This is a genomic window from Streptomyces sp. NPDC058157, assembly GCF_042884105.1.
GTDB lineage: Bacteria > Actinomycetota > Actinomycetes > Streptomycetales > Streptomycetaceae > Streptomyces.
In genome coordinates, this window is sequence record NZ_JBHVUQ010000058.1 from 16,084 (window position 1) to 42,141 (window position 26,058).

General features: G+C 72.6%; 21 protein-coding genes and 1 pseudogene. 10 read left to right on the forward strand and 12 right to left on the reverse strand.

Translation table 11 applies throughout. The features are described 5' to 3' along the window. Positions 1-231: 231 nt before the first annotated feature. Entirely contained in the window at positions 232-495 is a 264-nt protein-coding gene (locus tag ACFVXK_RS17060; protein WP_003983763.1) for a WhiB family transcriptional regulator, read from the reverse strand. Positions 496-1,141: 646 nt separating this feature from the next. On the opposite strand from ACFVXK_RS17060, the gene ACFVXK_RS17065 reads away from it, so the two are divergent. From ACFVXK_RS17065 to ACFVXK_RS17075, 3 genes are read left to right on the forward strand one after another with little or no spacing between them, the layout of a single operon-like run. After that, complete coding sequence (locus ACFVXK_RS17065) at positions 1,142-1,735, forward strand: cysteine dioxygenase (protein WP_389612419.1); 594 nt, start codon at positions 1,142-1,144, stop codon at positions 1,733-1,735. Positions 1,736-1,748: 13 nt separating this feature from the next. Beyond that, positions 1,749-2,708, forward strand: a complete 960-nt coding sequence (gene cofD, locus ACFVXK_RS17070; protein ID WP_389612421.1) for a 2-phospho-L-lactate transferase — start codon at positions 1,749-1,751, stop codon at positions 2,706-2,708. Next, on the forward strand, positions 2,705-4,000 hold the full coding sequence (locus ACFVXK_RS17075) for a coenzyme F420-0:L-glutamate ligase (RefSeq protein WP_389612423.1): 1,296 nt from the start codon (positions 2,705-2,707) through the stop codon (positions 3,998-4,000). The genes cofD and ACFVXK_RS17075 overlap by 4 nt, the downstream gene beginning before the upstream one ends. Before the next feature lie 24 nt (positions 4,001-4,024). Here ACFVXK_RS17075 and ACFVXK_RS17080 read toward each other — a convergent pair whose 3' ends face one another. From ACFVXK_RS17080 to ACFVXK_RS17110, 7 genes are all read right to left on the reverse strand, one after another. Then, entirely contained in the window at positions 4,025-5,035 is a 1,011-nt protein-coding gene (locus tag ACFVXK_RS17080; RefSeq protein WP_389612425.1) for a DNA-3-methyladenine glycosylase family protein, read from the reverse strand. A 54-nt stretch (positions 5,036-5,089) separates the two neighbouring features. Further along, positions 5,090-5,620, reverse strand: coding sequence for a flavin reductase family protein (locus ACFVXK_RS17085; protein WP_389612427.1), 531 nt, complete (start codon positions 5,618-5,620; stop codon positions 5,090-5,092). Continuing rightward, entirely contained in the window at positions 5,602-6,855 is a 1,254-nt protein-coding gene (locus ACFVXK_RS17090; RefSeq protein ID WP_389612429.1) for an MFS transporter, read from the reverse strand. The genes ACFVXK_RS17085 and ACFVXK_RS17090 overlap by 19 nt, the downstream gene beginning before the upstream one ends. Then, positions 6,852-8,078: a tetratricopeptide repeat protein gene (locus ACFVXK_RS17095; protein ID WP_389612431.1), complete on the reverse strand. Its 1,227-nt coding sequence runs from the start codon at positions 8,076-8,078 to the stop codon at positions 6,852-6,854. The genes ACFVXK_RS17090 and ACFVXK_RS17095 overlap by 4 nt, the downstream gene beginning before the upstream one ends. Then, entirely contained in the window at positions 8,078-9,367 is a 1,290-nt protein-coding gene (locus ACFVXK_RS17100) for an alpha/beta hydrolase family protein (protein ID WP_389612433.1), read from the reverse strand. Before ACFVXK_RS17100 ends, ACFVXK_RS17095 begins: the two co-directional genes overlap by 1 nt. A 701-nt stretch (positions 9,368-10,068) precedes the next feature. Beyond that, complete coding sequence (locus ACFVXK_RS17105; RefSeq protein WP_389612435.1) at positions 10,069-11,097, reverse strand: HesA/MoeB/ThiF family protein; 1,029 nt, start codon at positions 11,095-11,097, stop codon at positions 10,069-10,071. 92 nt (positions 11,098-11,189) lie between these two features. Next, the gene (locus ACFVXK_RS17110; RefSeq protein WP_389612437.1) at positions 11,190-11,333 is read right to left on the reverse strand and encodes a hypothetical protein; all 144 of its coding nucleotides are present in this window, start codon (positions 11,331-11,333) and stop codon (positions 11,190-11,192) included. A 129-nt stretch (positions 11,334-11,462) separates the two neighbouring features. Here ACFVXK_RS17110 and ACFVXK_RS17115 point away from each other — a divergent pair, with 129 nt between their 5' ends. Beyond that, positions 11,463-12,461: a LuxR C-terminal-related transcriptional regulator gene (locus tag ACFVXK_RS17115; protein WP_389612438.1), complete on the forward strand. Its 999-nt coding sequence runs from the start codon at positions 11,463-11,465 to the stop codon at positions 12,459-12,461. Positions 12,462-12,531: 70 nt separating this feature from the next. On the opposite strand, the gene ACFVXK_RS17120 is transcribed toward ACFVXK_RS17115, so the two are convergent. Beyond that, positions 12,532-13,950, reverse strand: coding sequence for a peptidoglycan recognition protein (locus ACFVXK_RS17120; protein ID WP_389612440.1), 1,419 nt, complete (start codon positions 13,948-13,950; stop codon positions 12,532-12,534). Positions 13,951-14,090: 140 nt separating this feature from the next. Here ACFVXK_RS17120 and ACFVXK_RS17125 point away from each other — a divergent pair, with 140 nt between their 5' ends. The 4 genes from ACFVXK_RS17125 to ACFVXK_RS17140 all read left to right on the forward strand — a co-directional run bounded on the left by ACFVXK_RS17125 (position 14,091) and on the right by ACFVXK_RS17140 (position 20,534). Next, the gene (locus tag ACFVXK_RS17125; RefSeq protein ID WP_389612442.1) at positions 14,091-14,840 is read left to right on the forward strand and encodes a TIGR03089 family protein; all 750 of its coding nucleotides are present in this window, start codon (positions 14,091-14,093) and stop codon (positions 14,838-14,840) included. A gap of 573 nt (positions 14,841-15,413) precedes the next feature. After that, entirely contained in the window at positions 15,414-16,706 is a 1,293-nt protein-coding gene (locus tag ACFVXK_RS17130; RefSeq protein WP_389612444.1) for an LCP family protein, read from the forward strand. A 222-nt stretch (positions 16,707-16,928) separates the two neighbouring features. Further along, positions 16,929-18,665, forward strand: coding sequence for an LCP family protein (locus tag ACFVXK_RS17135; RefSeq protein ID WP_389612446.1), 1,737 nt, complete (start codon positions 16,929-16,931; stop codon positions 18,663-18,665). Positions 18,666-18,821: 156 nt separating this feature from the next. Further along, positions 18,822-20,534: an LCP family protein gene (locus tag ACFVXK_RS17140; RefSeq protein WP_389612448.1), complete on the forward strand. Its 1,713-nt coding sequence runs from the start codon at positions 18,822-18,824 to the stop codon at positions 20,532-20,534. 99 nt (positions 20,535-20,633) lie between these two features. Here ACFVXK_RS17140 and ACFVXK_RS17145 read toward each other — a convergent pair whose 3' ends face one another. Next, a complete protein-coding gene (locus tag ACFVXK_RS17145) occupies positions 20,634-21,659 on the reverse strand; it encodes a glycosyltransferase family 2 protein (RefSeq protein ID WP_389612450.1) in 1,026 nt (341 codons plus the stop codon). Positions 21,660-21,920: 261 nt separating this feature from the next. Between ACFVXK_RS17145 and ACFVXK_RS17150 the strand changes: the two genes are divergently transcribed. After that, positions 21,921-23,321, forward strand: coding sequence for an LCP family protein (locus ACFVXK_RS17150; RefSeq protein ID WP_389612455.1), 1,401 nt, complete (start codon positions 21,921-21,923; stop codon positions 23,319-23,321). A 22-nt stretch (positions 23,322-23,343) separates the two neighbouring features. Here ACFVXK_RS17150 and ACFVXK_RS17155 read toward each other — a convergent pair whose 3' ends face one another. Both ACFVXK_RS17155 and ACFVXK_RS17160 read right to left on the reverse strand, forming a co-directional pair. Next, positions 23,344-24,840 (reverse strand): glycosyltransferase family 39 protein, encoded by a 1,497-nt coding sequence (locus ACFVXK_RS17155; RefSeq protein WP_389612452.1) that lies wholly within the window; start codon positions 24,838-24,840, stop codon positions 23,344-23,346. Positions 24,841-25,030: 190 nt separating this feature from the next. After that, positions 25,031-25,570 carry an acyl-CoA thioesterase gene (locus ACFVXK_RS17160; RefSeq protein WP_389612453.1) on the reverse strand — a complete coding sequence of 180 codons (540 nt, stop codon included), beginning with the start codon at positions 25,568-25,570 and terminating at the stop codon, positions 25,031-25,033. A gap of 107 nt (positions 25,571-25,677) precedes the next feature. Here ACFVXK_RS17160 and ACFVXK_RS17165 point away from each other — a divergent pair. Beyond that, positions 25,678-26,058: pseudogene (locus ACFVXK_RS17165) on the forward strand (hypothetical protein); the annotation flags it as partial.

The window sequence follows — 26,058 nt, forward strand, 5'->3', positions numbered from 1 at the left end:
GCCCTCCGGCCTGGGGATCCGGGGGTGGGGTGCCCCCGGAGGCTGCTGGACAGCGCCCCACACTAACGGCTGGGAAGGGGCGGGTCCGCCTCCTGCGGAGAAGGCCCTGAACGCGACGGTCCGCCTCCTGCGGGGAAGGTGCGGGAGGCGGACCGTTCGCTCTGTCTGCGGTGGTGTGCGGCGCTCGGTGGAGCGCGGTTGACCGGGGGTCGTGGCGGGCTGTGCGGCGGGTCAGACCGCTGCCTTCTTCAGGCGGCGGCGTTCTCTTTCGGAGAGGCCGCCCCAGATGCCGAATCGCTCGTCGTTGGCGAGGGCGTACTCAAGGCATTCGGAACGGACCTCGCAGGCGAGGCAGACCTTCTTGGCTTCGCGGGTGGAGCCGCCCTTCTCGGGAAAGAAGGACTCGGGGTCGGTCTGGGCGCACAGTGCGCGCTCCTGCCATCCGAGCTCCTCGTCCGCCTCCTCGACCAGCAGTTCCTGAAACAGCTCGGTCATGTGCGCCCCTCGCTCTGTCTGTGCGTCCCCGTGGTGTTGCCGTTACCGATCGCCGGGTAACGACACGAGTGAAATTACAAGTGTGTGTCTTCTGCCCAGTCAAGCCGAGATCTGCTATTGGGCCCCTTATTCACTCTGCGGAACCAAGCCTATACAGAAAGTGTTCATATCGCCAAAAATCGTGACAGAAGGCACCGGCGTCCGGCGGGTGACGCCCTCCCTCCTGGGCGACGCGTCACTCCGTGGAGGGGTTGCAATCCAGCCGAAGATGCGGCGCGGATCACATTCCGGTCACGACTTGGCGTCGACAGGTTTGAGAGCGGTGCCCGCAGGCACGCGTGGACCGGCACATGCCCTGGCCGGGACTGCACAAACCTTTCTCCGCGGACAGTAACCGGATGAGGTGAAAGTTTCCGACTAAACCGGACATTGGGTTGACAGTCAGGCCCTCCGCCCGGTCTCCTTGTCCTCATGTCAGCGCCCGCAGCCACCACCCGGACCCCCATTCGTGGGTTCCTGTGCGCTGCCCAGGTTCGCTGTTGCTGTTGCAGCTGTTGATGCCCCCGGAGCCCCGGCTCCCCTGAGCTCCAGCCATCCCCCACAGCAACCGCCCCGCACGACTGACACACGTCGAGGACCCCCCACGATGAACAGCGCCCCCGCTTCCACCGTCGCCGCCCCCGCCGTCACCGCCCCTGCCGTCACCGCCCCCCGCACCGAGGCCGCCGCGCCCGCCGCCGCTCCCGCTCCCGTCGAGAGCGACCTGCAGATCGCCGGCGACATCCTGGCCGTCCAGCACCTCCTGCAGCCCGCCCGCGAACACCCGGTCACCGTCGCCGAGTTCGTCGGCCTCGCCCGCTCCATCGCCGAGGACCGCGCGAGCTGGGAGCACCTGGTCCGCTACGACGCCACCACCCGCTGGTACCACCGCCTGCGCACCGGCCCCGGCTACGAGGTCTGGCTGCTCAGCTGGGTCCCCGGCCAGGGCAGCGGCCTCCACGACCACGGCGCCTCCTCCGGAGTCCTGACCGTCCTCGACGGCGAGCTCACCGAGCACACCCCCCGCGGCCGCCTCACCCACCGCCCCGGCGCCCAGCGCGTCTTCGCCCCCGGCTACGCCCACGAGGTCGTCAACGACACCCTCGAAGGAGCGGTCAGCCTGCACGTCTACTTCCCCGGCCTGACCGAGATGCCGATGCACAGCTGCTCCCCGGCCCACCCGGAGCACGTACCCGCCTGACAGACTGCCGCGTATGCGCATTGTTGTTCTGGCCGGCGGTATCGGCGGCGCCCGTTTCCTCCGCGGACTGCTGTCGGCGGTCCCCGACGCGGAGATCACCGTCATCGGCAACACCGGTGACGACATTCACCTGTTCGGGCTGAAGGTGTGCCCCGACCTGGACACCGTGATGTACACCCTCGGCGGTGGCATCAACGAGGACCAGGGCTGGGGCCGCACCGACGAGTCCTTCACCGTCAAGGAAGAACTCGCGGCGTACGGGGTCGGCCCCTCCTGGTTCGGCCTCGGCGACCGCGACTTCGCCACCCACATCGTCCGCACCCAGATGATCGACGCCGGCTACCCGCTCAGCGCCGTCACCGAGGCCCTGTGCGACCGCTGGCAACCCGGCGTCCGCCTGCTCCCCATGTCCGACGACCGCGTCGAGACCCACGTCGCCGTCAACGACCCCGAGACGGGCGAACGCCGCGTCATCCACTTCCAGGAGTACTGGGTCAAGCTCCGCGCCTCCCTCGACGCCGAGGCCGTCGTCCCCGTCGGCGCCGAGCAGGCCAAGCCCGCCCCCGGCGTGCTGGAGGCCATCGCGGCCGCCGACGTCATCCTCTTCCCGCCGTCCAACCCGGTCGTCTCCATCGGCACCATCCTCGCCGTCCCCGGCATCCGCGAGGCCGTGGCCGAGGCCGCGGCCCCGGTCGTCGGCCTCTCCCCCATCGTCGGCGGATCCCCCGTGCGCGGCATGGCCGACAAGGTCCTCGCGGCCGTCGGCGTCGAGTCCACGGCCTCCGCCGTCGCCCTGCACTACGGGGCCGGACTCCTCGACGGCTGGCTCGTGGACACCTCGGACGCCGAGGCCGTCGAGGCGGTCACCGCCGCCGGGATCGCCTGCCGGGCCGTGCCGCTGATGATGACCGACACCGACGCCACCGCCGCCATGGCCCGCGCCGCGCTGGAACTCGCCGGGCAGGCCCGGTGAGCACACCCTCGTACGAGGTGCGCGCCCTCCCCGGGATCCCCGAGGTCCGGCCCGGCGACGACCTGGCCCGGCTGATCGCCGACGCGGCGCCCGGCCTGCGCGACGGCGACGTCCTGCTGGTCACCTCGAAGATCGTCTCGAAGGCGGAGGGGCGGATCGTACGGGCCGACTCCCGCGAGGAGGCCATCGACGCCGAGACCGTACGGGTCGTCGCGCGCCGGGGCACGCTGCGGATCGTCGAGAACCGGCAGGGGCTGGTCATGGCGGCGGCCGGCGTCGACGCCTCCAACACCGAACCCGGCACCGTCCTGCTGCTGCCCGAGGACCCCGACGCCTCGGCGGCCGCCCTCCGCGACGGACTGCGGACGCTGCTCTCCGTCGACGTGGGCGTGGTCGTCACCGACACCTTCGGCCGGCCCTGGCGCGCCGGGCTCACCGACGTCGCCATCGGCGCGGCCGGGGTACGGGTCCTGGACGACCTGCGCGGCGCCACCGACGACCGGGGCAACCCGCTCAGCGCGACGATAGTGGCGACGGCGGACGAACTCGCCGCCGCCGGCGACCTCGTCAAGGGCAAGGCCGCCGGCCTGCCGGTGGCCCTCGTCCGGGGACTGGGACACGTCGTGGGCGGCACCTCCTCCGCCCGCGACCTCGTCCGGACACCCGCCGACGACATGTTCCGGCTGGGCACCTCGGAGGCCGTGCGCGAAGCCGTCACCCGGCGGCGCACCGTCCGCTCCTTCACAGGCGAACCGGTCGACCCGGGCGCGGTGCGGCGCGCGGTCGCGGCGGCCCTGACGGCCCCGGCCCCGCACCACACGACGCCGTGGCGGTTCGTCCTGCTGGAGTCGGCGGGCGCACGGCGGGAGCTGCTGGACGCGATGCGGGACGCGTGGATCGCGGACCTGCGGCGCGACGGCAAGTCCGAGGAGTCCATCGCCAAGCGGGTCCGGCGCGGGGACGTCCTGCGGAACGCCCCCTACCTGGTGGTGCCGTGCATGGTCATGGACGGCGCCCACGACTACGGGCACGCCCGGCGGGACGCGGCCGAGCGGGAGATGTTCGTGGTCGCCGCGGGTGCGGGCGTGCAGAACTTCCTGGTCGCGCTGGCCGGGGAGCGGCTGGGCTCGGCGTGGGTGTCCTCGACCATGTTCTGCCGCGACGTGGTGCGCAAGGTGCTGGCGCTGCCCGAGGAGTGGGAGCCGATGGGCGCCGTCGCCGTGGGCCACCCGGCCGGGGCACCGGCCGAGCGGGGGGCCCGGGCGGTGGAGGACTTCGTCGAGGTGCGGTAGCCGCGTCCGGTCCCGTCCGGCGTCTCAGATACGGCTGATGTCGCTGCGGTACATGCGGGGGGCGCGGCGGGGCGGGGTGCGGCCCGCCAGGAGGATCAGGCGGGCCGCGCGGTGGCGCTGTCCGGCGTAGGGGGCGAGGAGCTCCAGCATCTGCGCGTCGTCGGCGTCCCGGTCGCCCGTCAGGGCGTAGCCGATGATGCCGGGCAGGTGCAGGTCGCCGGTGGTGACGGCGTCGGGCGCGCCGTTGCTGCGCTGGAGGGTCTCGGCGGAGGTCCACGGGCCGATGCCGGGGACGGCCTCCAGCCGGGCGGCCGCCTGCGGCAGCTCCATCGCGGCGGCCTCCTCCAGCCGGGCCGCCACCCGGGCGGCCCGCACGATGGTGTCGGAACGCTTCGGATCGACCCCGGCGCGGTGCCAGTCCCAGGAGGGGATCAGCGCCCAGGCCCGGGCGGAGGGCATCACGTACAACTCCGGCCGGCCGGCCGCCGGGCCGGGCGCCGGCTCGCCGTGCCGGCTGACCAGTCGGCGCCAGGAGCGGTAGGCCTCGTCGGAGGTGACCTTCTGCTCCAGGACGGTCGGGATCAGCGACTCCAGCACCAGCCCGGTGCGGGTGAGGCGCAGGCCGGGGCGGCGGCGGTGGCTGGCGTGCACGAGCCGGTGGCGGGGGACGAAGGCGCCGGGGTCGTCCTCGGCCCCGAGCAGCGCGGGCAGCCCGTCCAGCACCCAGTCGGCCCCCGGCCCCCACGCCTCGGCGTCCACCCCGTCCGGGGTGGCGGCCACCCGGAGCGTGGCGGGCCCGGCGGGCGTCCGGGTGGCCCGCCAGACGGAGCCGTCGGGGGTGGTGCGGAACGTCGGGTCGCCGGGCCCCCGACGCAGCGGTCCGAGAACGAGCCCCAGGTCGAGCGGCCCCTCGGGCCGCCACACCCGCCGCTCGGCCCCGCCCCCCGCCCGCACCCCGCGCCCACCGGGCACGGGCGTCCGCCCGGCCCGCAGGTCGGTACGGCTGAGGGGTCGGGGATCGAAACGTCCGGCCATGCTTCGAGGGTAGCGGGGGGCACCGACAGGGCAGGGGGCTCGGGGAACCGACGGTCACCGGAGGGAGGAGGTTCCCGTCGTGCCCGGCGAGGTGAACACGCCCTGGGAGAAGACCAGCGGTGTCGTGTCCTGAGCCGAGCAGGCGAGGACCGAGCCTATGACCAGGCAGTGGTCGGCGATCGTCTGGATGCTGTCCAGTGTGCACTCGAAGTGGGCGCTGGCGCGGTCCAGAAGGGCGCATCCGGTGAGGGAGCCCGGCCGGGACCGTTCGGCGAGCGGGCTTGCGACGCCCTGGGGCCGGTTCGGTGTCGCGTAGTGGCGCGCCTCCTCCGCCTGGTCGTGTGCCAGGACGGACAGGGCGAATCTGCGGGTGCGGAGGATGTGGGTGACGGACCGGCTCGTCGCACGCAGCGATACGAGCAGAAGCGCGGGGTCGAGCGCGATGGTGGTGAGGGAGTTGATGGTGGTGCCGTGGGCGCGGTCGTCCCCGTCGAGGGTGGTCAGGACCGCGACACCGGTGGGCCATTGACGGGCGGACGCCCGATAGGCCTGCGCCGCCGGCTTGTCTAGTTGCCCGATCGCCATTGCCACACTCGCTTGCTGATCAGGGGCGGGACGCCCACGGCGAACAGGAGGGTGCCCATCAGGGTGAGCGCCGCGCCCGGGCTCCGCCAGGCGGTGAGCCATCCGGCGACGACGGGGCCGAGCGGCATGGCGGCGGTGACGGTCGTCTGGAGGAGGGCGAAGACACGGCCCCTGAGTTCGTTGGGGATGTGCGTCTGGATGTACGCGTTGACGCTGACCGACGCTCCGCCGGAAGGGATGCCCAGCAGGACGAAGAGCGCGACGAGCCACGGGAGGTCGGGGGTCGCGGCGATGGCGATGACCGTGAGGGCCTGTGCGGAGCAGTTGACGGCCATCAGGACCCCGCGCCATGCCCGGACTCGGGGGACGCGCAGGAGCAGCAGGCCCGAGAAGCGGCCCACGGCCCAGGCGGAAATGAGCAGCCCGTAGGCGAGGGGGTCGATGATGTCCCCCTGCAGCAGCAGGGCGGGCAGCAGGAGGGTGAGACTGGCTCCGACGAGGTCGATCACCGGGAGGGTGGGGGCCAGTTTGCGGAAGAGCGGGTCGCCGAGGGCGACCTGGAACCCTTCCCGCGCCTCGCGCAGCAGGCCCTTGCGCTCGTGCGCGCGTGGCGCCGGCGCGGTGCCGAGCAGCCTGCGTGCCGCGAACAGGCCGATGAGCGAGATGCAGAACGTGCCGGCGTCCAGGAGGAGGGCGGTGCCCAGTCCCCTGCCGATGACGAGACCCGCCAGGAGGGGGCCGAGGATGGTGGCGAGCATCCGCGAGGCGAGCATCCAGGAGTCGAACCGGAGCAGGGTGTCGTCGTCGGTCGCGATCTGTCCCAGGAGCGAGTGCATGCTCGGCTGGAAGAGCAGCCCCGCGACCTGGACCACGACGACGGTGCCGAGCAGCAGGGGCAGGGAAGCCTGGGTGGTGACAAGGACCAGCCCCAGCAGTGCGGTGAGGACGGCACGGAAGGAGTCGGTGGCCACGAGGAGCGTGCGGCGCCGGTAGCGGTCGACCACGACGCCCGCCAAGGGGAGCAGTACCGCCGTCGGAACGAAGAGGGCCAGGCCCAGGGCGATCGCCGCCCGCCCTTCCCCGAACAGCGAGGTCGCCGACCACGCCACCGAGGAGAGGAAGAGTGCGTCGCCCAGGTTGGAGAAGGTCTGGGCGGTCCACAGGCACAGGAAGTCGGTGCGCGCCCGGCCTCCGCTGCCGGCCTGCGGAAGGACGGCTGCCGACGTGCTGGTCATACGGGCTCCATGAGTGCGGTCAGTGCCTCGGGCGTGGGGTCCACCGTGTGGGAGCGCCGGTAGTACGACTGCGCCTGGGCCCGGTCGCCCATCCGGTCGTGGGCCCAGCCGATGTGGAAGAGGGCGGCGGCCACGGGCAGGCCTCCCTGGGGCAGCACCTTCTCCCAGGCCCGGACGGCCTCCTCCAGCTCGCCGACGGCGACCAGGGCCTGGGCCCGGACGGCCCAGGCCCGGTGGTCGTAGGGGCTCAGCTGGACGAGTTCGGCGGTGGACTTGAGGGCTTCGTCGGAACGGCCCTGGGCCAGGAGGGTCTTGGAGAGCGTTTCGAACATGGGGAAGGCGTGGTCCTCCCACGCCTGGTACTCCACCGTGTCCCGGCGGGGCTGCGCCTCGATCAGCGCCAAAGCGGCACGCTCGAGCAGTTCCATGGTCGCGGCGACGTCGCGGACGAGGAAGGGCTCGTAGGCGATGGCGCGGTAGAGCGTGTGCTCGGCCAGGTGGCGGTCCATGCCGGTGCCTTCGACCTCCGCCATGGCGCGGCGCCCGAGCTCCGCGGCCCGGTGGAGGGCCGGGGTGTCGGTTCCGCGCTTGCCGTTGCGTACGACGACGAAGTTCGCCAGCGAGACCCGGGCACGCGGTGGAAGGGCCTCGTCCGCCGCCGCCTGCAGGGCACGGTCCTCCAGGACGTCCTGGGCTCCGGGGTGGAGCCGGAAGAGGACGGCGAGCTCGGCCCGGACCGTCTCGGGGTGGAACACGTGCGTCTCGACGTCGGCCAGGAGCAGGCCGAGCACCTGCCCCGCCCGCTGCGGGTAGCCGAGCCGCAGGAACAGGTCGCCGGCCGTGCGGCGCTCGATGCGGGAGAGGGCCTCCGGTTCGCGGCACGTCTTGTCCACGGCGTGCCACAGATCGCCGGCCAGGTCCTGGGGCATGGCGTCGAACTCGCGGGCCATGGCGTCGTCGCGTCCCCAGCTGGCGGCGTTCAGGATGCGCAGGGCCGGCGGGGGCGCGGTGTTGAAGGACGGCAGGAGGTGTGCGTTGCCGTCGACCAGGTACCGGGCCGTGGTGTGGGTGAGGACGGCCAGGCTGCTGGAGTTGGGGACCGGGTCGCCGAGGCCCACGTGGATGGGGCATGCGGCCGGTGTTCCCGCCGCCATCAGGGCCCGCAGCCGCCGGGCGAAGGCCTGGGCCCCGGGGGCGGGGAGGTAGGTGGGGAGTTTGGTCATCACGGTGTGCCTTCGCAGTGCTGGAGCCAGGTGTGGAGGGCGTACAGGGCGCGGACGACGGACGAGCCGCGGCGCGGGATGTGGTCCTCGTCCGTCAGCGGGGTGAACGCGACCCCGGGTGTGGCGGCGCAGGCCGCTTCGACCAGGGCGAACGGTGCGACGGTGTCCCTCGTCCCGTGTACGACGGCCACGTTCACGGCCGGGGGCAGCTCCACCTCCGGCAGGTCCACCCGCCGGTCGGGGAAGGCGTGCGTCAGGAAGGCGCGCAGGTCTCCGGGCGCCGGCCGGTCGTCGTCGATCAGCTGTTGGACGTCGGCGCTCCGCCAGACGGCACTCATCAGGAAGACGCCGTCGACGTCGTGGGGCAGCGCTGCCGCGGTGCGCGCGGCCAGCAGCCCGCCGTAGCTGAAGCCGAAGAGGAGCACGGGGCGCCCGGTTCCTGCGGCGAGTCCTGCGACCGCGTCGGTGACGCTCTCGACGTCCTTCACGCCGAAGTCGCCGGGGACGAAGCGGGTGTGCGCGCGCCGCAGGGAGGCGGTGTAGGGGGCCTCGAGCTGGTGCACCTGGTAGCCCTGGCGGGCCAGGAGCTCGACCTGGGGGTCCCAGCGCGGGATCCAGACGCCGTAGGGGCCTCCGTGGAGCATCACGACGTCGCCGACCGGCTCGGTGACGGCCGGGACGGTGAGCACGCGCAGCGCCCCCCACCTCGTGTTCACGGTGTGGTGCCGGGGCGGCGGGTCGGCGTCGGCGTCTTCGCCGGCGTCCACCAGCTGGGCCAGGGGGACGAGGTCCGGGGGATGCCCGGGACGCGTGCAGTGGGCGATCGGGCCGGAGGCATCCTCGAAGAGGCCGAGGACCGAGGAACGGACCGGGCGGGTGAGGACGGGGCCGCCCGTGCACGGCGTTTCGAGGACGTCGGGGAGGGGCCAGGCATCGTCCACGGCGACGAGGCGGCATCCCTCCATGAGGACCGCGATGCGCCCGATGCCGGGGAGGATCCTGGCGAGCTCCCCCGTCGCCGTGTCGAAGACGTGTGCCTCCCGGCCTTCGACGGTGCGGACCACGGTCAGCAGGTGGCAGCCGGCGGGGCAGAGCCCGACCTCGACCGGACGCTGCGTGGGCGAGGCCTCCCTCAGGGTGCGGAGCGTTCCGGCACGGTGGAGCAGCACGGCGGGGGCGCGGCCGGCGGTGAGGACCGCCGACACGGACGCGTCGGCGGCCGTGACGAACGCCGCGACGGGCGCGGGGGCGGTCAGGAATTCAGGCTCCTCACCTATGAGCTTTGTCACAGAGGGGCCGTGTGAAATGTAGATTTCTTTCCCGCGCACGTGGACGAGGCCGGAGGCGGGAATCTCCGCGCATCGGGACCATTTCTGCTCGCGGTACAGATGGACGGTACGGACTCCTTGCCGCCCGCTCACGGAGACGACGACCGAGCCCCCGTCGAGGATTCCGTGCAACCGGATTCCGTCCGCCCATTCGGGAGGGATCGGGGTGGAGAACTGGGCGGACTCCAGGTGGAGCGTGTCGCCCTGCGCCACCAGACCGCAGGCGAGCGAACGAGAGGATCCGACGGCCTGCTTGACGATCCGCGCAGACCGTATGTTTTGAGCCACTTCCTCTGCATTGCTCATCGTTCGGATTCCGTGCACCGTACCTCCCTGCCATCAATGGATGAAGGGGTGCCGACCGTGTCGGCACCCCCTCACATCGCATTGCTCATCTGCGTGGCGTCATGCCGCAGATCACGCGTACTCGATGTTGTTGAGGGCCTCGAACTCCTCGGCCACGATCTCGACGAACTGCATCCTGAAACACCTCCCTTCCATTGCTGAAGCGTTGCCCCGACAAGCCCCATGGGCCCGTGGATTACGCGTACTCGATGTTGTTGAGGGCCTCGAACTCCTCGGCCACGATCTCGACGAACTGCATCCTGAAACACCTCCTTCCCTTATTCAATTCAACCGGGAGCGAACTGTCTCCCGGAAGTTCATCGCCCGGAACACACCCGGCATGCGGGGTGAACGGGAAGCTCGATACGCTCGCCATCGAAGAGACTCTTTCCTTCTGCGAGGTAAGCATTTTTCGTCTGCGGTTCGGCCATGCCGGAAAGGAAGCGGTAGGCCTCCAGCAGCACGACACCGGACTCGGAGGCGGGATACGCGGCGAGCGAGCCGGCGGAGCGCCCGGGAAAGGCCGGTTCCTGCTCGACGAGGACGTCGCGTGAACTCCCGGGCTCTGCCTGGGAGGCCTGCAGGCAACCTGCACAGCTGGACTGACCTGGGAAGAAGAAGGGGCCGATCCGGCCGCCCCCCGCCTCCAGGACCGGGACGCCGCACTGCAGGGCCCCCTGGGCGACCCAGCGCCGGATGACCCGGTGCGGTTGGTCCGCCACATTGATGACGAGGTCGCACCCCTCCGCGAGGCGGGCCACGTCATCCGGACCGTTCACGTATTCGATGCAGCATTCCACGTCGAGGCGGGGGGCGAAGGCCTTCAGCCGGTCGCGCGCCACCTCGGCCTTGGGGCGGCCGACCGTGCTCTCGTCGTACAGGATGGAACGGTTGAGATTCGACAGGGCCACCGTGTCCGGATCGCACAGGCGGATGGCCCCCACCCCCATTGCGGCCAGGCCGTACGCGATCCAGCTTCCGAGGCCGCCCGTGCCGATCAGCAGCACCCGGGCGTTGCGCACCCGGGCCTGCATCTCGAAGCGGTTGGCGCCTTCGCTCTCCTCGGCGGACAGGAACTCGATCGTGCGCGAGTTCCGCTCCAGGTCGAGCGGAGGGAAATCGTGCGGGAGGTCGATCCGCTCCAGGGCGCGGATGCCGTGGAGGGCAGATATCAGGCTGTCCGTTGCGGACTCGCCGTCCTCCCCCTGTGCCTCCACATGCAAATCCTGCGGGTGAACGCCGTGCGAAAGCTGTGTGATCATCTTCCGGTTCGAGGGACTGTCCGGTATTGCTATCCCACGGTTCCGCATGATGAGTTTGATGTTTTCGCCGTCGACGAACTTCATCACCCTCTGGCGAAGGCGTATCGATCCCATTTCAGCCAATCCCTGCCGTCCGGTCTTATTCAGCCAATGGCCGCAGCATCGCCTACGTCGCGTCAGTCCCAGCCCAGATCGCGCGGCTGCGCGCTCAGAGTGGTTCCGCTGGTCGAATCCCCTGCGAATGCCGCCCCTGCGGAAAACGCGTAGACCGCCAGGGCCGCACACAGCCCGATGAATGCCTTTCGGAAGACGTTGCTCATCTTCCCCCCCCTTTTTTTGCTTTTCCACCGGCGTCGTTCTCGGCCGATGACTGAATACTGCCGCCCGGGTGAGGGGGTAATCAACGGGCTAGGGTGGTTCAGTAGTTACATTGCTGGAAGGTGAGCTGGGTGCATCAGTGTGGAAACCGGGACAAGGCATGCGGTACCGAGGCGCAGTTGTGTGCCGCCGCTCTCGCTCTGTACGCCGACTGCGTCCGCACCGGTGTCTCGGACGCGCCGGCGCTTCCCCCCTGCCTCGTCGGCCTGGGACTGCTGCAGTCGCTCCCCGGCCTGCCGCACCGCGTCGCGGCCGTCCGCCCCTCCGCGGCGCTGGCGACGCTCGTCCGGCCCATCGAGGACGAGATGCGGCGCCACGCCCAGCGCGTGGCCGAGCTCCAGAACGTGCTCGACCCCGTCCAGGACGTCTACGAGGCCAACGCGGACCGCAGCAGCGGATCGGTCACGCTGCTGAAGGGGCTGCCGGCGATCAACGCCGCCCTCGACGAGGTCACGGCGGCCACGCGCGAGGAGATCCTGACCGCGCAACCCGGCGGCGGCCGCGCTCCCTCGACGCTCGCCGACGCCGTCGACCGGGGGCGGGGTCCGCTCGAACGCGGCGTGCGCATGCGGACCCTCTACCAGCACACCGTCCGCCACAACCAGCCCACGCTGGCGTACATGGAGAGGATGCTCGAGATCGGCCCCATCGAGGTCCGTACCCTGGACGAGCTCTTCGACCGTCTGATGGTCTTCGACCGGAAGGTTGCCTTCGTACCGGCGCGCAACGACCGGCAGGAAGCGCTGGAGATCCGGGAGCCGGCCCTCGTCGAATACCTCGCGGGCGTGTTCGAGACCGCCTGGGCCCGAGCGTCTCCGCTGGCCGAGCGCGGGGGCGCGGAGACCCGCGCCGACGGCTCCCTGCCGGAGGTGCAGCTCACGATCGGCCGGCTCCTCGTCGAGGGGCACATGGACGAGGCCATCGCCCGGCGCCTGGGGATGAGCGTGCGCACCTGCCGGGCCCACATCGCGAAACTCAGTGCCCAGCTGGGCAGCAAGAACCGCGCCCAGATGGGTTTCCTCCTGGCCTCGTCCCAGCTGCTGAACACCGAGGGCACCGACACCCCCTAGAAGGCGTCCGACGTCCCACGCGGAGGGCGGGCCCGCGCCGTCGAGGGCCGCGGGCCCGCCCGGTCCCCGGCTACCGGCCCTGGAGCTTTGCCGAGGCCGTTCTCGTCGGGGGGAGCTGGTTGTACAGGAGGCGGCCCGGGCATTCCGTGGCGAAGCCGTCGCGGTGGCCCGAGATGACGTTCAGCTTGACGTTGGTGCCCTTCTTGTAGAGGTTCCCCCCGCCCGACCTCAGCGTGGTCTTGGCCCGGGGGTCGGCGCCGAACAGGCCGAGCTTCCATGCCGTGAGGCCCGCCACCGCGTCCACCGCCGCCTTCGGCGGGGCCGCGGACGAGTAGGTGCCGATCACCGCGACGCCCATGCTATCGGCGTTGAAGCCCATGGTGTGCGCGCCGAGGACCGCCTTGGCGACGCCGCCCGCCCGGCCCTCGTAGACCGTCCCGCACTTGTCGACGGCGAAGTTGTAGCCGAAGTCCCGCCAGCCCTCGCTGACCACGTGGTAGCGGTACAGGCTGCGCAGCACCGCCGGGGCGTCCTTGCAGGCGTAGTTGTTGCCGGAGGCGGTGTGGTGGACGAAGGCCGCCTTGACCGTGCTGGTGTAGACGAAGCCCGGCTCGCGCAGGGACTCGTCGGCGCCCCATCCCCGCCGGGTGACGATCCGCGGGCGGGGGCCGATGTAGGGGCGGGCCGCGGCGCTGAGTTCGCCGTCCGCGGCGATCGCGTCGGCGGTGGAGTCGGCCTTGTCGAGGGCGCTGATCTCCAGTGCGCCGAGCGGGGCGTGGGGGACGTTGGCGGAGGAGGATTCCGCCGCCTCCATGGACATCTCGGGGAGGGCGGGCGCGTCGGGCTTGTCGTCGTCCGGGGGGACGGCGGGGGTGGACGACGGGGGCGCGCCGTTCTTGTCGTCCGCGGCGGCCGGCGGCTGCGCGGCCGAGCCCGGGTCGACGAGTTCGAGGCGCAGGCCCGACGGGAGGCGCCCGGGGCGGGCGGCCGCGCGGGGGGCGGTGGCGTCGTCCGCCTGGACGCGGACCTCCACGCCGTTCGACGGGCCGACCCACAGGGGGGCGGTGGCGCCGCGGACGCGGCCGGTGCCGCGTTCGGCGGCGTCGGGGTCGGCGGCGTGTTCGCCGCTGTGGGTGTCCACGTCCTGCCAGTCGGACCAGGCGCCGGTGGCGACGGAGCGGGTGCGGACCTGGACCCGGCCGCCGAGTTCGGCGGCGGCGTCGTCCCAGACGACCCCGACGAGCGAGAACGTCTTGACGTCGCGCGGGGTCAGGCCCCGGGTTTCGGCCAGGTCCGGGAGGGTGCTCATGCCGGGGACGCCGGGGATCCGGGCGGTGGCGGAGGGGCCGAGGGGGAGGAGGGGCAGTGACTGGGTGGACCCCGGGGCGACGGGGACCGCCTCGGCCAGGGCCGGAGTGGAGAGCGTGAGCGGCACCGCCAGTGCGGCGGCCGTCACGACACCGATCGAGGAAGCAAGGAATCCGCGCATGCAAGCGATGCTGGGCACAGCCACCACCGGACGCCATCGGAGAACTGACGGTCCGTCCGACGGCGCGCCGGGCGGACCTCCCCTGGACGGGCGAGCGTCCGCCCCCCGTACGGGGGAGGGGCCCGCGTACGCTGGGGCGGGTGAACGCCATTGACCGCACCCCTGCCGACCTGCTGCGATCCGCGCTCGCCGCCGATCCGGGCCGCCCCCTCGTCACCTTCTACGACGACGCCACGGGCGAGCGGGTCGAATTGTCCGTCGCCACCTTCGCCAATTGGGTGGCCAAGACCGCCAATCTGCTCCAGGGCGACCTGGGCGCCGAGCCGGGCGACCGGCTGGCGCTGCTGCTGCCCGCGCACTGGCAGAGCGCCGTGTGGCTGCTCGCCTGTGCCTCCGTCGGGGTGGTGGCGGAGATCGGCGGGGACCCCGCCGGCGCCGACCTCGTGGTGAGCGGGCCCGACACGCTGGAGGAGGCCCGCGCCTGCTCCGGTGAGCGGGTCGCGCTGGCGCTGCGGCCGCTGGGCGGGCGGTTCCCGCAGCCGCCGGCAGGGTTCGCGGACTACGCGGTGGAGGTGCCGGGGCAGGGTGACCGGTTCGCGCCGTTCGTTCCGGTGGACGCGGACGGGCCGGGGCTGGTGGTCGGCGGCGAGGAGCTGTCGTTCGCGGCGCTGGTCGAGCGGGCCCGGGAGGACGCGGCGAAGCGCGGGCTGGGCGCGGGGGCCCGGGTGCTGTCGGGGCTGGACTTCGACGGCTGGGAGGGGCTGTCGGCGGGTCTGTACGGGCCGCTGGCCGCGGGCGGCTCGGTGGTGCTGTGCCGCAACCTGGACCGGCTGGCGCCGCAGGCGCTGGCGCAGCGGGTGGAGAGCGAGCGGGTCACGCACACCGTGTAGCCGGGCGGTGCACGGGGCGCGAACGGTCGACCCGGACGGACCGGGCGGGCCCGGAGCAGGACCCGACCCGGGCGGGGCCCGGCGCAGGACTCGGCCCGGCCCGCGCCCGGAGCCGGTACCGGAGCCAGGGCCGGAGCCGGAGCCGGGACCGGAGCCGCGCCGGGAGCCAGGACCGGAGCCGGTACCGGAGCCAGGACCGGAGCCGGAGCCGGGACCGGAGCCGCGCCGGGACCGGAGCCGAGCCGGGAGCCGGGACCGGAGCCGGTACCGGAGCCAGGACCGGAGCCGGAGCCGGGACCGGAGCCGGGACCGGAGCCAGGACCGGAGCCGAGCCCCGGCCCGCCGCCCGAGTCCCGGCCCGCTGCCCGGGCCCGGGCCCGCCACCGGGACCCGACCCGCGACGCCTGAGGGCACCTGAGGGCGATTTGTCACCCGCATGGGTCTAGACAGGCCCCCGCCCCCGGGCCGCCCCTCTCCCCCGGGGGGAGTATCGCTGCAGGCCGTGCTCACCCGTACGGCCCCCAAGCCGGTGCGGTGGAGCCGCGGCCGGCGTGGCGAGGGGACGGTGCGCGAGTGAGGGACGGCGCGGGCATACCGGACGACGCCGGCACGGCGGCGGGCGCGGGCTCGGGCGCGGGAACGCCCCCGCGCGGCCGCCGGCGGCGCCGGCTGCTGCGCTGGATCGGGCTCGTGGCCGTGCTGCTGGTGCTCGCGGGGGCGGCGGCGGGCTGGTGGCTGTACGCCAAGCTCGACGGGAACATCACGGAGGACACCTCCGCTGCGGCCGAACTGCGCCGCTACGAACGCGAGCGGCCGGCGCACTTCGCGTCGGGGGCCCAGAACATCCTGCTGATCGGGTCGGACTCGCGCGCCGGGTCGGCGAACGCGGGCTACGGGCAGGACGGGGGCACGCAGCGTTCGGACACCACGATCCTGCTGCACCTGGCGGCGGACCGGCGCAGTGCGACGGCGGTGTCGATCCCCCGGGACCTGATGGCGCAGGTGCCGGAGTGCCTGGGGACGGACGGCTCGCGCACCGGGGACCGGTTCGCGCAGTTCAACTGGGCCTTCCAGTGGGGCGGGGCCGCGTGCACGATCCGTACGGTCGAGAAGATGACCGGGATCCGGGTCGACCACCACATGGTGGTGGACTTCGGCGGGTTCAAGAAGATGGTCGACGCGGTCGGCGGCGTGGAGGTCTGCCTGAAGCGGCCGGTGGACGACGCCGAGGCGCACCTGCGGCTGCCGGCGGGCCGGCAGGTGCTGGGCGGGGAGCAGGCGCTGGGGTTCGTCCGGGCCCGCTACAGCCTGGGCGACGGCAGTGACACGGAACGGATGGAGCGCCAGCAGCAGTTCCTCGGCTCCCTGTGGGAGAAGGTGAGCAGCAACGGTGTGCTGCTCAACCCGGCCAAGCTGTACCCGGTGCTGGACGCGGCGACCTCCTCGGTGACCACGGACCCGGGGCTGGCCTCGTTGCGGGGGCTGTACGAACTCGTACGGGGCGTCCGGGACATACCGGCCGACCAGGTCAGGTTCCTGACCGTGCCCCGTCGCCCGTACGCGGCCGACCCGAACCGGGACGAGCTGGTGGAGCCGGACGCGTCCCGGTTGTTCGAGCAGCTGCGGGCGGACCGGCCGGTGTCGGTGACCGCGCCCGCGGTGTCGCCGAGCCCGGATCCGGAGCCGGCCGGGCCCTCGCGCCGTGCGTCCGCGGAGGGTTCGGGCGAGGCCTCCCCGGACGGCACGGGCGAGGCCTCCGGGGACGGTTCGGGCGGTCCTTCGCCGACGGGAAGCGGAACCTCCTCGGCGACCACCCCCGCCCCTGCCTTCACAGGAACCACGGCAGGCACGGCCGACTGCCGGTAAAGCAATCCAAAAGCCGGCCGCTCAACCGAGCCGGATGAGCGCTTTGGCCCGTTATAGGGGGAGTGGATTTTGTCACCAGCATGGTTTGCGGCTGACCTGGCCGGATAAGGTGAGCGATCCGGTGCACCGGCTGTGAAGAGGCCGTGCACCAGCAGCCGGATCGTTGACCGCGCGCCTGGGGGGAGGCGCGTCGCGAAGCACCGACGGAGGATTCGAGCAACCGTGGATGCGCAAAGCCGTGGGCGGGCGGACGAGATCGACCCCGCCGACCAGTGGGTCCTCAATCCCCGCACTGGCAACTACGAACTGCAACTGGGCCGTTCCGCTGCGCAGCAGCGCCTCGCCTCCGGCCCCCGCAGAACCCGTAGATCGTCCACGGCCGCCCCGGCTCCGGCCGCCCCCTCCCCCGCCGTGCCGGGGCCCCGCCGCGGCGAGGGCCCGCCCGGCGGGCGGCGCGGCGGCGGCCGCTCCCGCAAGGGCGGCGGCGCCCCGGACCGCCGCAAGCGGCTGCTCAAGGTCACCGGCGGCACCCTGGCCTTCCTGCTGGTCGGCGGCGGGGTGGGCTCGTACCTGTACTACCAGCACCTGAACGACAACCTGAACGTCATCGACACCGGCGGCGCGGGCGGCGGCTTCAAGAAGGACCAGCCGATCAACGTCCTGGTCATCGGCACGGACAAGCGCAGCGGCAAGGGCAACGACGGCTACGGGGACCCGGACAGCGTCGGCCACGCGGACACCACGATCCTCTTCCACGTCTCCAAGGACCGCAGCAACGCGACCGCGCTGTCCATCCCGCGCGACCTGATCACGGACATCCCGTCCTGCCCGACGAAGATCGACGGCTCGGTCAAGGACATCCCCGGCACCCGGAACACCCGCTTCAACAACAGCCTGGGCCAGGAGGGCCGCGACCCGGGCTGCACGATGCGCACCGTCAAGCAGCTGACCGGCATCGACGTCGACAACTTCATGATGGTCGACTTCAACGCGGTGAAGAACCTGAGCACGGCCGTGGGCGGGGTACCCGTCTGCCTGGCCAAGGACGTCAACGACCGCGATTCCAAGCTGAACCTGAAGGCGGGCGAGCACCGGCTGGAGGGCGAGCAGGCGCTGGCCTTCGTGCGCACGCGGCACTCCTTCGGCAACGAGAGCGACCTGGACCGGATCAAGACCCAGCAGCAGTTCCTGGGTTCGATGATGCGCGAGATGAAGTCCAAGGAGACGCTGACCAGTCCGAAGAAGTTCTTCTCCCTGGCGGAGGCGGCGACCAAGTCGCTGACCGTGGACCAGGGACTGGGCTCGATCGCCAAGCTCACCGCCCTGGCGGGCGAGTTGAAGGACATCAACCCCAAGAACGTCACGTTCACGACGCTCCCGGTGGTCGACAACCCGAACGAGCCCGCGAACCGCAAGGCGACCGTGGTGCTGAACCCCTCGCAGGCGGACCCGCTCCTGCAGATGATCCGCCAGGACGTGTCCCTGACGGAGGTCGAGAAGAAGGAGCAGGCCGCCAAGAACGCGGCCGAGACCGACGCCAAGAACAAGCAGGACGCGCTGCTCCAGGGCAACCGCGCCCCCGCCGGGGACGTCCGGGTGGACGTGTACAACGGCGGCGGTCCCCCGGGATCGGCGTCCACCACCCTGACCTGGCTGCAGAACAGCAAGGGCGTCTACAAGGCCGGCAACCACGGCAACGCCTCGGCGCGGCTGGCCGCGACGCAGCTGGAGTACGCCCCCAACCAGGCCGACCAGGCCCGGGCGCTGGCGGACATGATGGGCCTGCCGGCCTCGGCCCTGAAGCCGGGTGCGGTGGACGCGGCGCCGAAGACCCCGATGAAGCTGACCCTGGGCTCCGATTTCAAGGAGCCCGGCACACCGCTCGGAGCGGCGGCACCGCAGCAGGCCCCGGAGGGGGTCCAGCGGGTCGAGGCGGACAAGGCGGTCTGCGCCAAGTGACCGACCGCTCCGGCGGGCGCCGCGCCATGGCGCGGCGAAGCAGTACCGGGCGGCGATCGGGCCGCCCGCCGACAGTCCACAGACCGCCGATGAGCGGTGGCCGGCAGGACCGGCACAATACCGACCGGTGAAGAAACTCGATGGGGGGTACGCGTGATGCACAGCAGCGTGCGGGGGGAGGGGGCGCCCGACAAGGCCACCGACGGCATATCCGAAGGCGGCGAGAAGAAGGCGTCCGGCACGGTGCCCCCGCCCCGGGAGGGTTCGGGCGGCAGCGCCCGGCCCCCGGGCGGCGGCGTCCCCGCCCGACGGCGCCGCCGGCGGGTGCTGTTCTGGGTGGCGTCCGTCCTGGCGTTCCTGATCCTGGGAACCTCGGCGGCCGGGTACCTCTACTACAACCACCTCAACAACAACATCCGCAGCGGGCAGCGCCTGAGCGGTGAGAGCGGCGTGGAGAAGACCCACGCGAACGCCAAGGGCCAGCGCCCGCTGAACATCCTGCTGATCGGCTCCGACAGCCGCAACAAGCCGGAGAACGTGGAACTCGGCGGCAGCCGCGACACCGTGGGGAACCCCCCGCTCGCGGACGTGCAGATGCTGCTGCACGTGTCGGCCGACCGCGAGAACGCCTCGGTCGTGAGCATCCCGCGCGACACCCGGGTGGACATACCCGAGTGCACCGATCCCAAGACCGGTGAGAAGTTCAAGAAGACCAACGCGATGATCAACGAGTCGCTCGGCCGCGGCGGCCCCGGCTGCACCCTGGCGACGTGGGAGAAGCTGACCAACGTCTACATCGACCACTGGATGATGATCGACTTCTCCGGTGTGGTGAAGATGGCCGACGCGATCGGCGGCGTCCCGGTCTGCGTCAAGGACAACGTCTGGGACCGGCCGCTGCCCACCTCCGGGGGCGGCTCGGGCCTCAAGCTCCAGAAGGGCACCACCCGCGTCAAGGGCGAGCAGGCGCTCCAGTGGCTGCGCACCCGGCACGCGTTCAGCAGCGACCTGGGCCGGGCGCAGGCCCAGCACATGTACATGAACTCGATGATGCGCGAGCTCAAGAGCCAGAACGCCTTCACCGACGTCGGCCGGATCACGGACCTGGCGGAGGCGGGCACCAAGGCCCTGGAGGTCTCCGAGGAGATCGGCTCGGTCAAGAAGCTCTACAACCTGGCCATGCAGCTCAAGGACGTCCCGACCAACCGCATCACGATGACGACGATGCCGACGTTCCAGGACCCCCGGGACGAGGACCGGCTCATCGTGAACCAGCCGGACGCCGAGAAGCTGTGGACGATGCTCCGCAAGGACATCGCGTTCGACAAGAACGGCGCGCCGCAGGGGGCGCCGAGCCCGTCGGCCACCCAGCCCGCCACCGGTGCCTCGCAGCCCGCACCGGCCGGCTCGCAGCCCGCGGCGCCGGCCGGCCAGATCCCCTCGAAGCTCCCGGGCACGGCCCCCGACAAGATCGCCGTGAACGTGGTCAACGGCACCGCCGTCGACCAGCCGCTGGTGCCCCACCGGGCGAACGCGATCGCGGACGTCCTGGTCTCCAAGGGCTTCACCGGGGCCAGGGCGGACAGTGCGCTGACCCCGGAGAAGACCACCGTGGTGCGCTACCCGACGCCGGACCTGGCGGACGAGGCGAAGAACGTGGCGGCCTCCCTGGGCATCCCGGACACGGCGGTGCAGCAGTCGGCCGACGTCTCGAAGATCACCCTGATCGTGGGCGCGGACTGGCGCGAGGGCAACGCCTTCCCGGCGCAGACCCCGCCGGCGGCCGGGTCGATCCCGGATTCCGCCGACGCGATCAACGGCTCGGACACCGGCGCCTGCATGGACGTCTACAAGCCGTACCGCTGGTGAGCCGGCGGCCGCGCTGAGGCGGCTCCACCGCACGCGAAGGGGTGACCCGGTCCCGTACGGACCGGGTCACCCCTTCGCGTGGTGCCTGCGCCCGCCGCCTCAGACCCCGGCCGGGTCGCGGCGCACCGACGGCCGGCGGCTGGCGACGACCTTGCGGGCGAGCGCGCGCGGGCTGGTGAGGAAGCCGTATCCCCAGGACATGTGCATGGTCGCGAGGGCCACGGGGATCTGCGCCCGGGCCTTCAGCGGGAGCCCCTTGCCCGCGGGGACGGACCCGGCGGTGATCGCCGCGAGGTAGCCGGCCGGGACGGCGAACGCCCACGGGCTGACGGCGACGCCCGCGACCACCCCGGCCGCGATCGCGCAGACGGCGGTCGGCGGGGCGAGGTAGCGCAGGTTGATGGAGCCGGCGTGGTAGCGGGCCACGACGTGCCGCCAGCGGCCGTAGTCCTTGTACTGCTTGGCCAGCGCGCGCACGGAGGGCCGCGGGCGGTACTGCACCTTCAGCTCGGGCGAGAACCAGATCAGCCCGCCGGCCTCGCGGATGCGGAAGTTCAGCTCCCAGTCCTGGGCGCGGATGAACTCCTCGTTGTAGCCGCCCTGCTGTTCGAGGGCCTCGCGGCGGAAGACGCCGAGGTAGACCGTGTCGGCGGGACCGGCCTCGCCGCCGGTGTGGAAGGCCGCGTTGCCGACGCCGATCTTCGAGGTCATCGCGGCGGCGACGGCGTCCTCCCAGGCGTTCTCGCCCTCGGCGTGCATGATGCCGCCGACGTTCTGCGCACCGGTCTCCTCCAGGAGGCGGACGGCGGTGGCCATGTAGTCCGGGGAGAGCATGCCGTGGCCGTCGACGCGGACGACGACCGGGTGGCGCGAGGCCCCGATCGCGGCGTTGAGGGCGGCGGGGGTCCGTCCGGTGGGGTTGGGGACGGTGTGGACGCGGGGGTCTTCCCGGACGAGCTCGGCCGCGATCTCGTCGGTGCGGTCCGTGGACGGCCCGAGCGCGATCACCACCTCCATCTCGCCTGCGTACTCCTGTCCGAGGATGTGCCGGACGGAGTCGCGCAGATGGCGCTCCTCGTTGAGCACCGGCATGATCACCGAGACTGCGGGCTGGTGGGCGGGCATGTCGTCCTTCAGGGTCGGGTATCGGTGTCACGTTACCGCGTACGGGGGACACGGGTGCGCGGCGGACGAGCGGTACGGACAGACGCTGATCGTATGGGCCTACTGTTCCGATGAATCTGCCCGACGTACCGGGAGGTGTCCCCCGTGCCCCAGCCGCACCGTCCCCACCGGCCCGCCGCGCCGGACCGGCCGCAGCGCGCACGCAAGGGCGGCGGACGCGGCGGAACGGCCCGCGGCCGGCGCGACCGGCCCCGCTGGGGCGTGCGGATCGCGGCCGGGGTCTCCCTGGTGGTCCTGGGCTCCGGCGCCGTCGGGCACGCCGTGATGACCGGCCTGGACACCGGCATCGAACGGGTGGACCCCTTCAAGGACATGAAGAACCGCCCCCAGGCCGGGCACGGGATGAACTTCCTGCTGGTCGGCACCGACGGCCGGGACAAGATCACCCCGGAGGAGAAGCGCGAGTACCGCCTCGGCGGGGAGCCCTGCCACTGCACCGACACGATCATGCTGGTGCACCTGTCCGCCGACCGGCAGCGGGCCAGCGTCGTCAGCCTCCCCCGCGACAGCTACGCCGAGCTCCCCGCCCACCAGGACCCGGTCACCGGCAAGCCCCACCGCCCCCACCCCGTGAAGCTCAACGCCGCCTACGCCGAGGGCGGCCCGAACCTGACCGTGCGCACCGTCGAGAACCTGACCCGGGTCAAGATCGACCACTACCTGGAGGTCGACTTCACCAGCTTCATGCGGACCGTCGACGCGATGGGCGGGGTCGAGATCTGCACCGCCAAGGCCCTCCACGACCAGAACACCGGCCTGCACCTGCTGCCCGGCACCCACCGCCTCACCGGCGGCCAGGCCCTCCAGTACGTCCGCTCCCGCCATGTCGACGGGGCCGCCGACCTGGGCCGGATGCAGCGTCAGCAGCGGTTCGTCGCCGCCCTGATCAAGCAGGCCACCGGCGGCGGGGTGCTGCTCAACCCGGTGAAGTTCAAAGAGGTCAGCTCCACCCTGCTGGGCTCGGTGCGCGCCGACAAGGACTTCGGCTCCGAGCAGATGCTGGCGCTCGGGCAGGCCATGCGCGGCTTCACCCCCTCCTCGTCCGAGTTCGCCTCCGTCCCGATCGGGGACGCCTCGTACCCGGTCAAGGGCATCGGCTCGACCGTGAAGTGGGACGAACCCAAGGCCGCCCAGCTGTTCGAGTCCCTGCGCGAGGACCGCCCGCTGGCCGCGCCCCGCCCCGGCCACCCCGCCGCCGCACGGCCCGCGGCCGCCGCCACACCGGCGGCCGTCCCGGTGGACGTGCCGCCGCAGCAGGTCCGGGTCCAGGTGGAGAACGGCACCCGGATCGACGGGCTCGGCGGCCGGGTGGACTCCGCCCTGCGCGCGACCGGCTTCGACACCACCGGCACCCCGGGCAACGGCGCGGGCCGCGACGTGCGGCGCACGGTGGTCTCGTACGACCCGCGCTGGGACCGCTCCGCCCGCACGGTGGCGGCGGCGCTGCCCGGCAGCGAGCTGCGCGCGGTGGCCGGGCAGGGCAGGACCGTGCTGGTCATCGCCGGCTCGGACTACACCAAGGTCGTACCGGTACGGGCCGAGGAACCCTCCCAGGGCGAGTACGGCGTGGTCACCGGCGACCAGGTGGTCTGCGGGAAGTAGCCGACGCCCGCGGGGGGGGCGGCTACTTCACCCGTTCCAGCAGGGAGACGTGCAGACCGCGCACGTCCGTGGTCCGGGCGATCCGGTAGTGGTCCTTCAGCGCCTTCTTGTCCGCCGCGGGGAGCCAGTTGTACGGGTCGTGGTCGTCGCCGCTGTCCCGGGTCACCAGCCAGATCCGCTTCGTGTCGCCCAGGCAGCGCTCGGGTTGCTTGCACTCCACGGGGAACAGGTCGTCGGACGCCACCGCCGACCGCTCGGCGAAGACGTCGCGCAGCCGGACCCGTTCGGGCAGGTAGTACTCGATCTGGTAGTCGACCATGAAGACCCGCTCCGTCTTGCCCCGCGGGGGCACGAAGCCGTCGCCGGGCCGGTAGCCCTGGGCGATCACCCGTGCCGCCGCGACGCCGTCGGAGGGCTCCTTCGCCTGCGCGGTACGGAGCTGGCGCTGGTCGGGGGCGCCGAGCAGGACCAGCGCGGCCAGCCCGGCCGCACCCGCCGCGCGGGGCCGCAGCGCGGCCAGCCCGGCGGCGGCGAGGACCGCCCACGCGGGGACGGTGAACAGCAGGTAGCGGTCGATGAAGTACGAGGAGCTGCCCTGCGAGACCACGAAGCAGGCGGCGATCGGCGCCGCCCCCAGCAGCATCAGCTCGACGGCGTGGCGCCGGCCGCGCGGCCACGCGAGCGGCAGCAGGGCCAGCGCGGCGATGGCCAGCCCCACCAGCGGGGAGGCGAACAGGTTGTCCCAGAGCCCGGAGACGTCCCGCATGCGCGGGGTCTCGATCCAGCTGATCTGCCGGCCGACCTGCCGCCGCCCCAGGAGCACCAGCGGAACCACCGGCACCAGCCCGGCCACGGCCGCCACCGCGAAGGACACCACCGTGCGGGTACGGCGGACGCTCCACCACCGCAGGACGACGATCAGCGCGTGCGGCAGGAGCACCAGCAGGGACACCATGTGCAGCAGCCCCGACACGGCGACCAGCGCGGAGTACCCCACCCAGCGCCCCGCCGCCGGCCGCTCCAGCGCCCGCAGCAGCAGCCACGTCGCGGCGGTCACGGCGAGCACCGCGAAGGCGTACGACCGGGCCTCGGTGCCGTACCGGGTGACGACGGGCAGCAGCGCGAACAGCAGCCCCGCGAACACCGCCGTCCGGCGGTCGAAGAGGGCCCGGGCGATCACCACCACCAAGGCGGCGGTACCGGCCATGGCCAGCGCCGAAGGCAGCCGGAGCACCGCCGCGGAGTCACCGAAAAGGGCGACCCAGAAGTGCAGCAGCAGGTAGTAGAAACCGGAGACGGCGTCGACGTGCCCCAGCATCCCCCACAGCTCACCGGTGCTGCGGGAGGCGGCGTTCCAGCTGGCCAGCTCGTCGCGCCACAGCTGCGGGCTCCCGGCGCGGAAGGTGGTCACCGCCAGGGTCAGCAGCGCCGCCCACAGCCAGTCGGGCCCGGACGGCCGCCGCCGCCCCGCACGAGCGGGAGCGGCGGGCGCGGGGGCGGTCTGGGTGGCAGTCGGCATCAAGAGGTCTCCGCGGCAGTGCCGGTCGTGGGCCGGTCACGGCCGATCGTGGGCCGGTCGTGGGTGCACGGCCGTCACTCGCGCGGGAGCCGGACGTCGACGTACCAGCATACGGCGGTGTCCGATAAAGCTCCCGTATGACCGAGTCCCGCCGGTCGGGCCGGACCGGGGCGGCGGGCCGGGGCGGCGGTCAGTCCTCGTCCAGCCCCTCGGCGATGCGGCGCTCGCGCAGCTCCTTGATCGCCTGGCGGCGGGCCAGCCGGTGCGTGCGGCGGATCTGCGCCTCCTGGTAGCGGCGCTCGTCCTGCTCGGTCTCCGGGATCACGGCCGGGACCTGGCGCGGCTTGCCGTCGGAGTCCACCGCGGTGAAGACGAGGTAGGCGCTGCCGACCTGGGTGGCGGGGGTGGACTCGTTCCACCGCTCCGCCAGCACCCGTACGCCGATCTCCATCGAGGAGCGGCCGGTCCAGTTGACCTGCGCCCGGACGTGGACCAGGTCCCCGACGCGGACGGGGGCGAGGAAGGCCATCTCGTCCATGGAGGCGGTGACGGCGGGCCCGCCGGAGTGGCGTCCGGCCACGGCGCCGGCCGCGTCGTCCACCAGCTTCATGATCACACCGCCGTGCACGGTGCCGAGGAGGTTGGTGTCGGCCGCGGTCATGATGTGGCTGAGGGTGGTCCGGGACGCCGAGATCGGCTTGCCCTCCGGTGCCTCCGGTATCTGTGTCATGCACCCACTTTAAAGTGCGCGGCTCCGGCATCAGCTCTGCAACAGCACCGGTACGAACTCCCCACCGGGGTGTCCCGGCCCCCCGGCGGACGGGCATCCTTGTGCGCATGAGTGACTGGGACGGCTTCGGCGGCGAGCGCGACGCGCGCGGCCGGCGTGATGACGGGTACGGACGCGGCAGCGGGCAGACGCAGCCGGAGGGGCCGCAGCGGATGCGGCACGTCCAGCGGCAGCCGCAGCCCCCGCAGCCTCCCCGGTCCCAGCAGCCCCGTCCCGCCCAGCGCCCCGCCCGGCCCCCCGTGCCGCCGCAGGCCCCGCCGCCGGGCGGCCGGCCCGGAGCGCGGCCCGGCCCCGGCTACGGCGTGCCGCCGCAGCAGACGCAGGGCCCCGACGCGGCGTACGACAGCGGCTACAACACCGGCCAGGTCTACGGGCGCCCCTCCGGCCCCGGCCACCCCACGGGCCCCGGCGGCCCCGGCGGCCCCGGC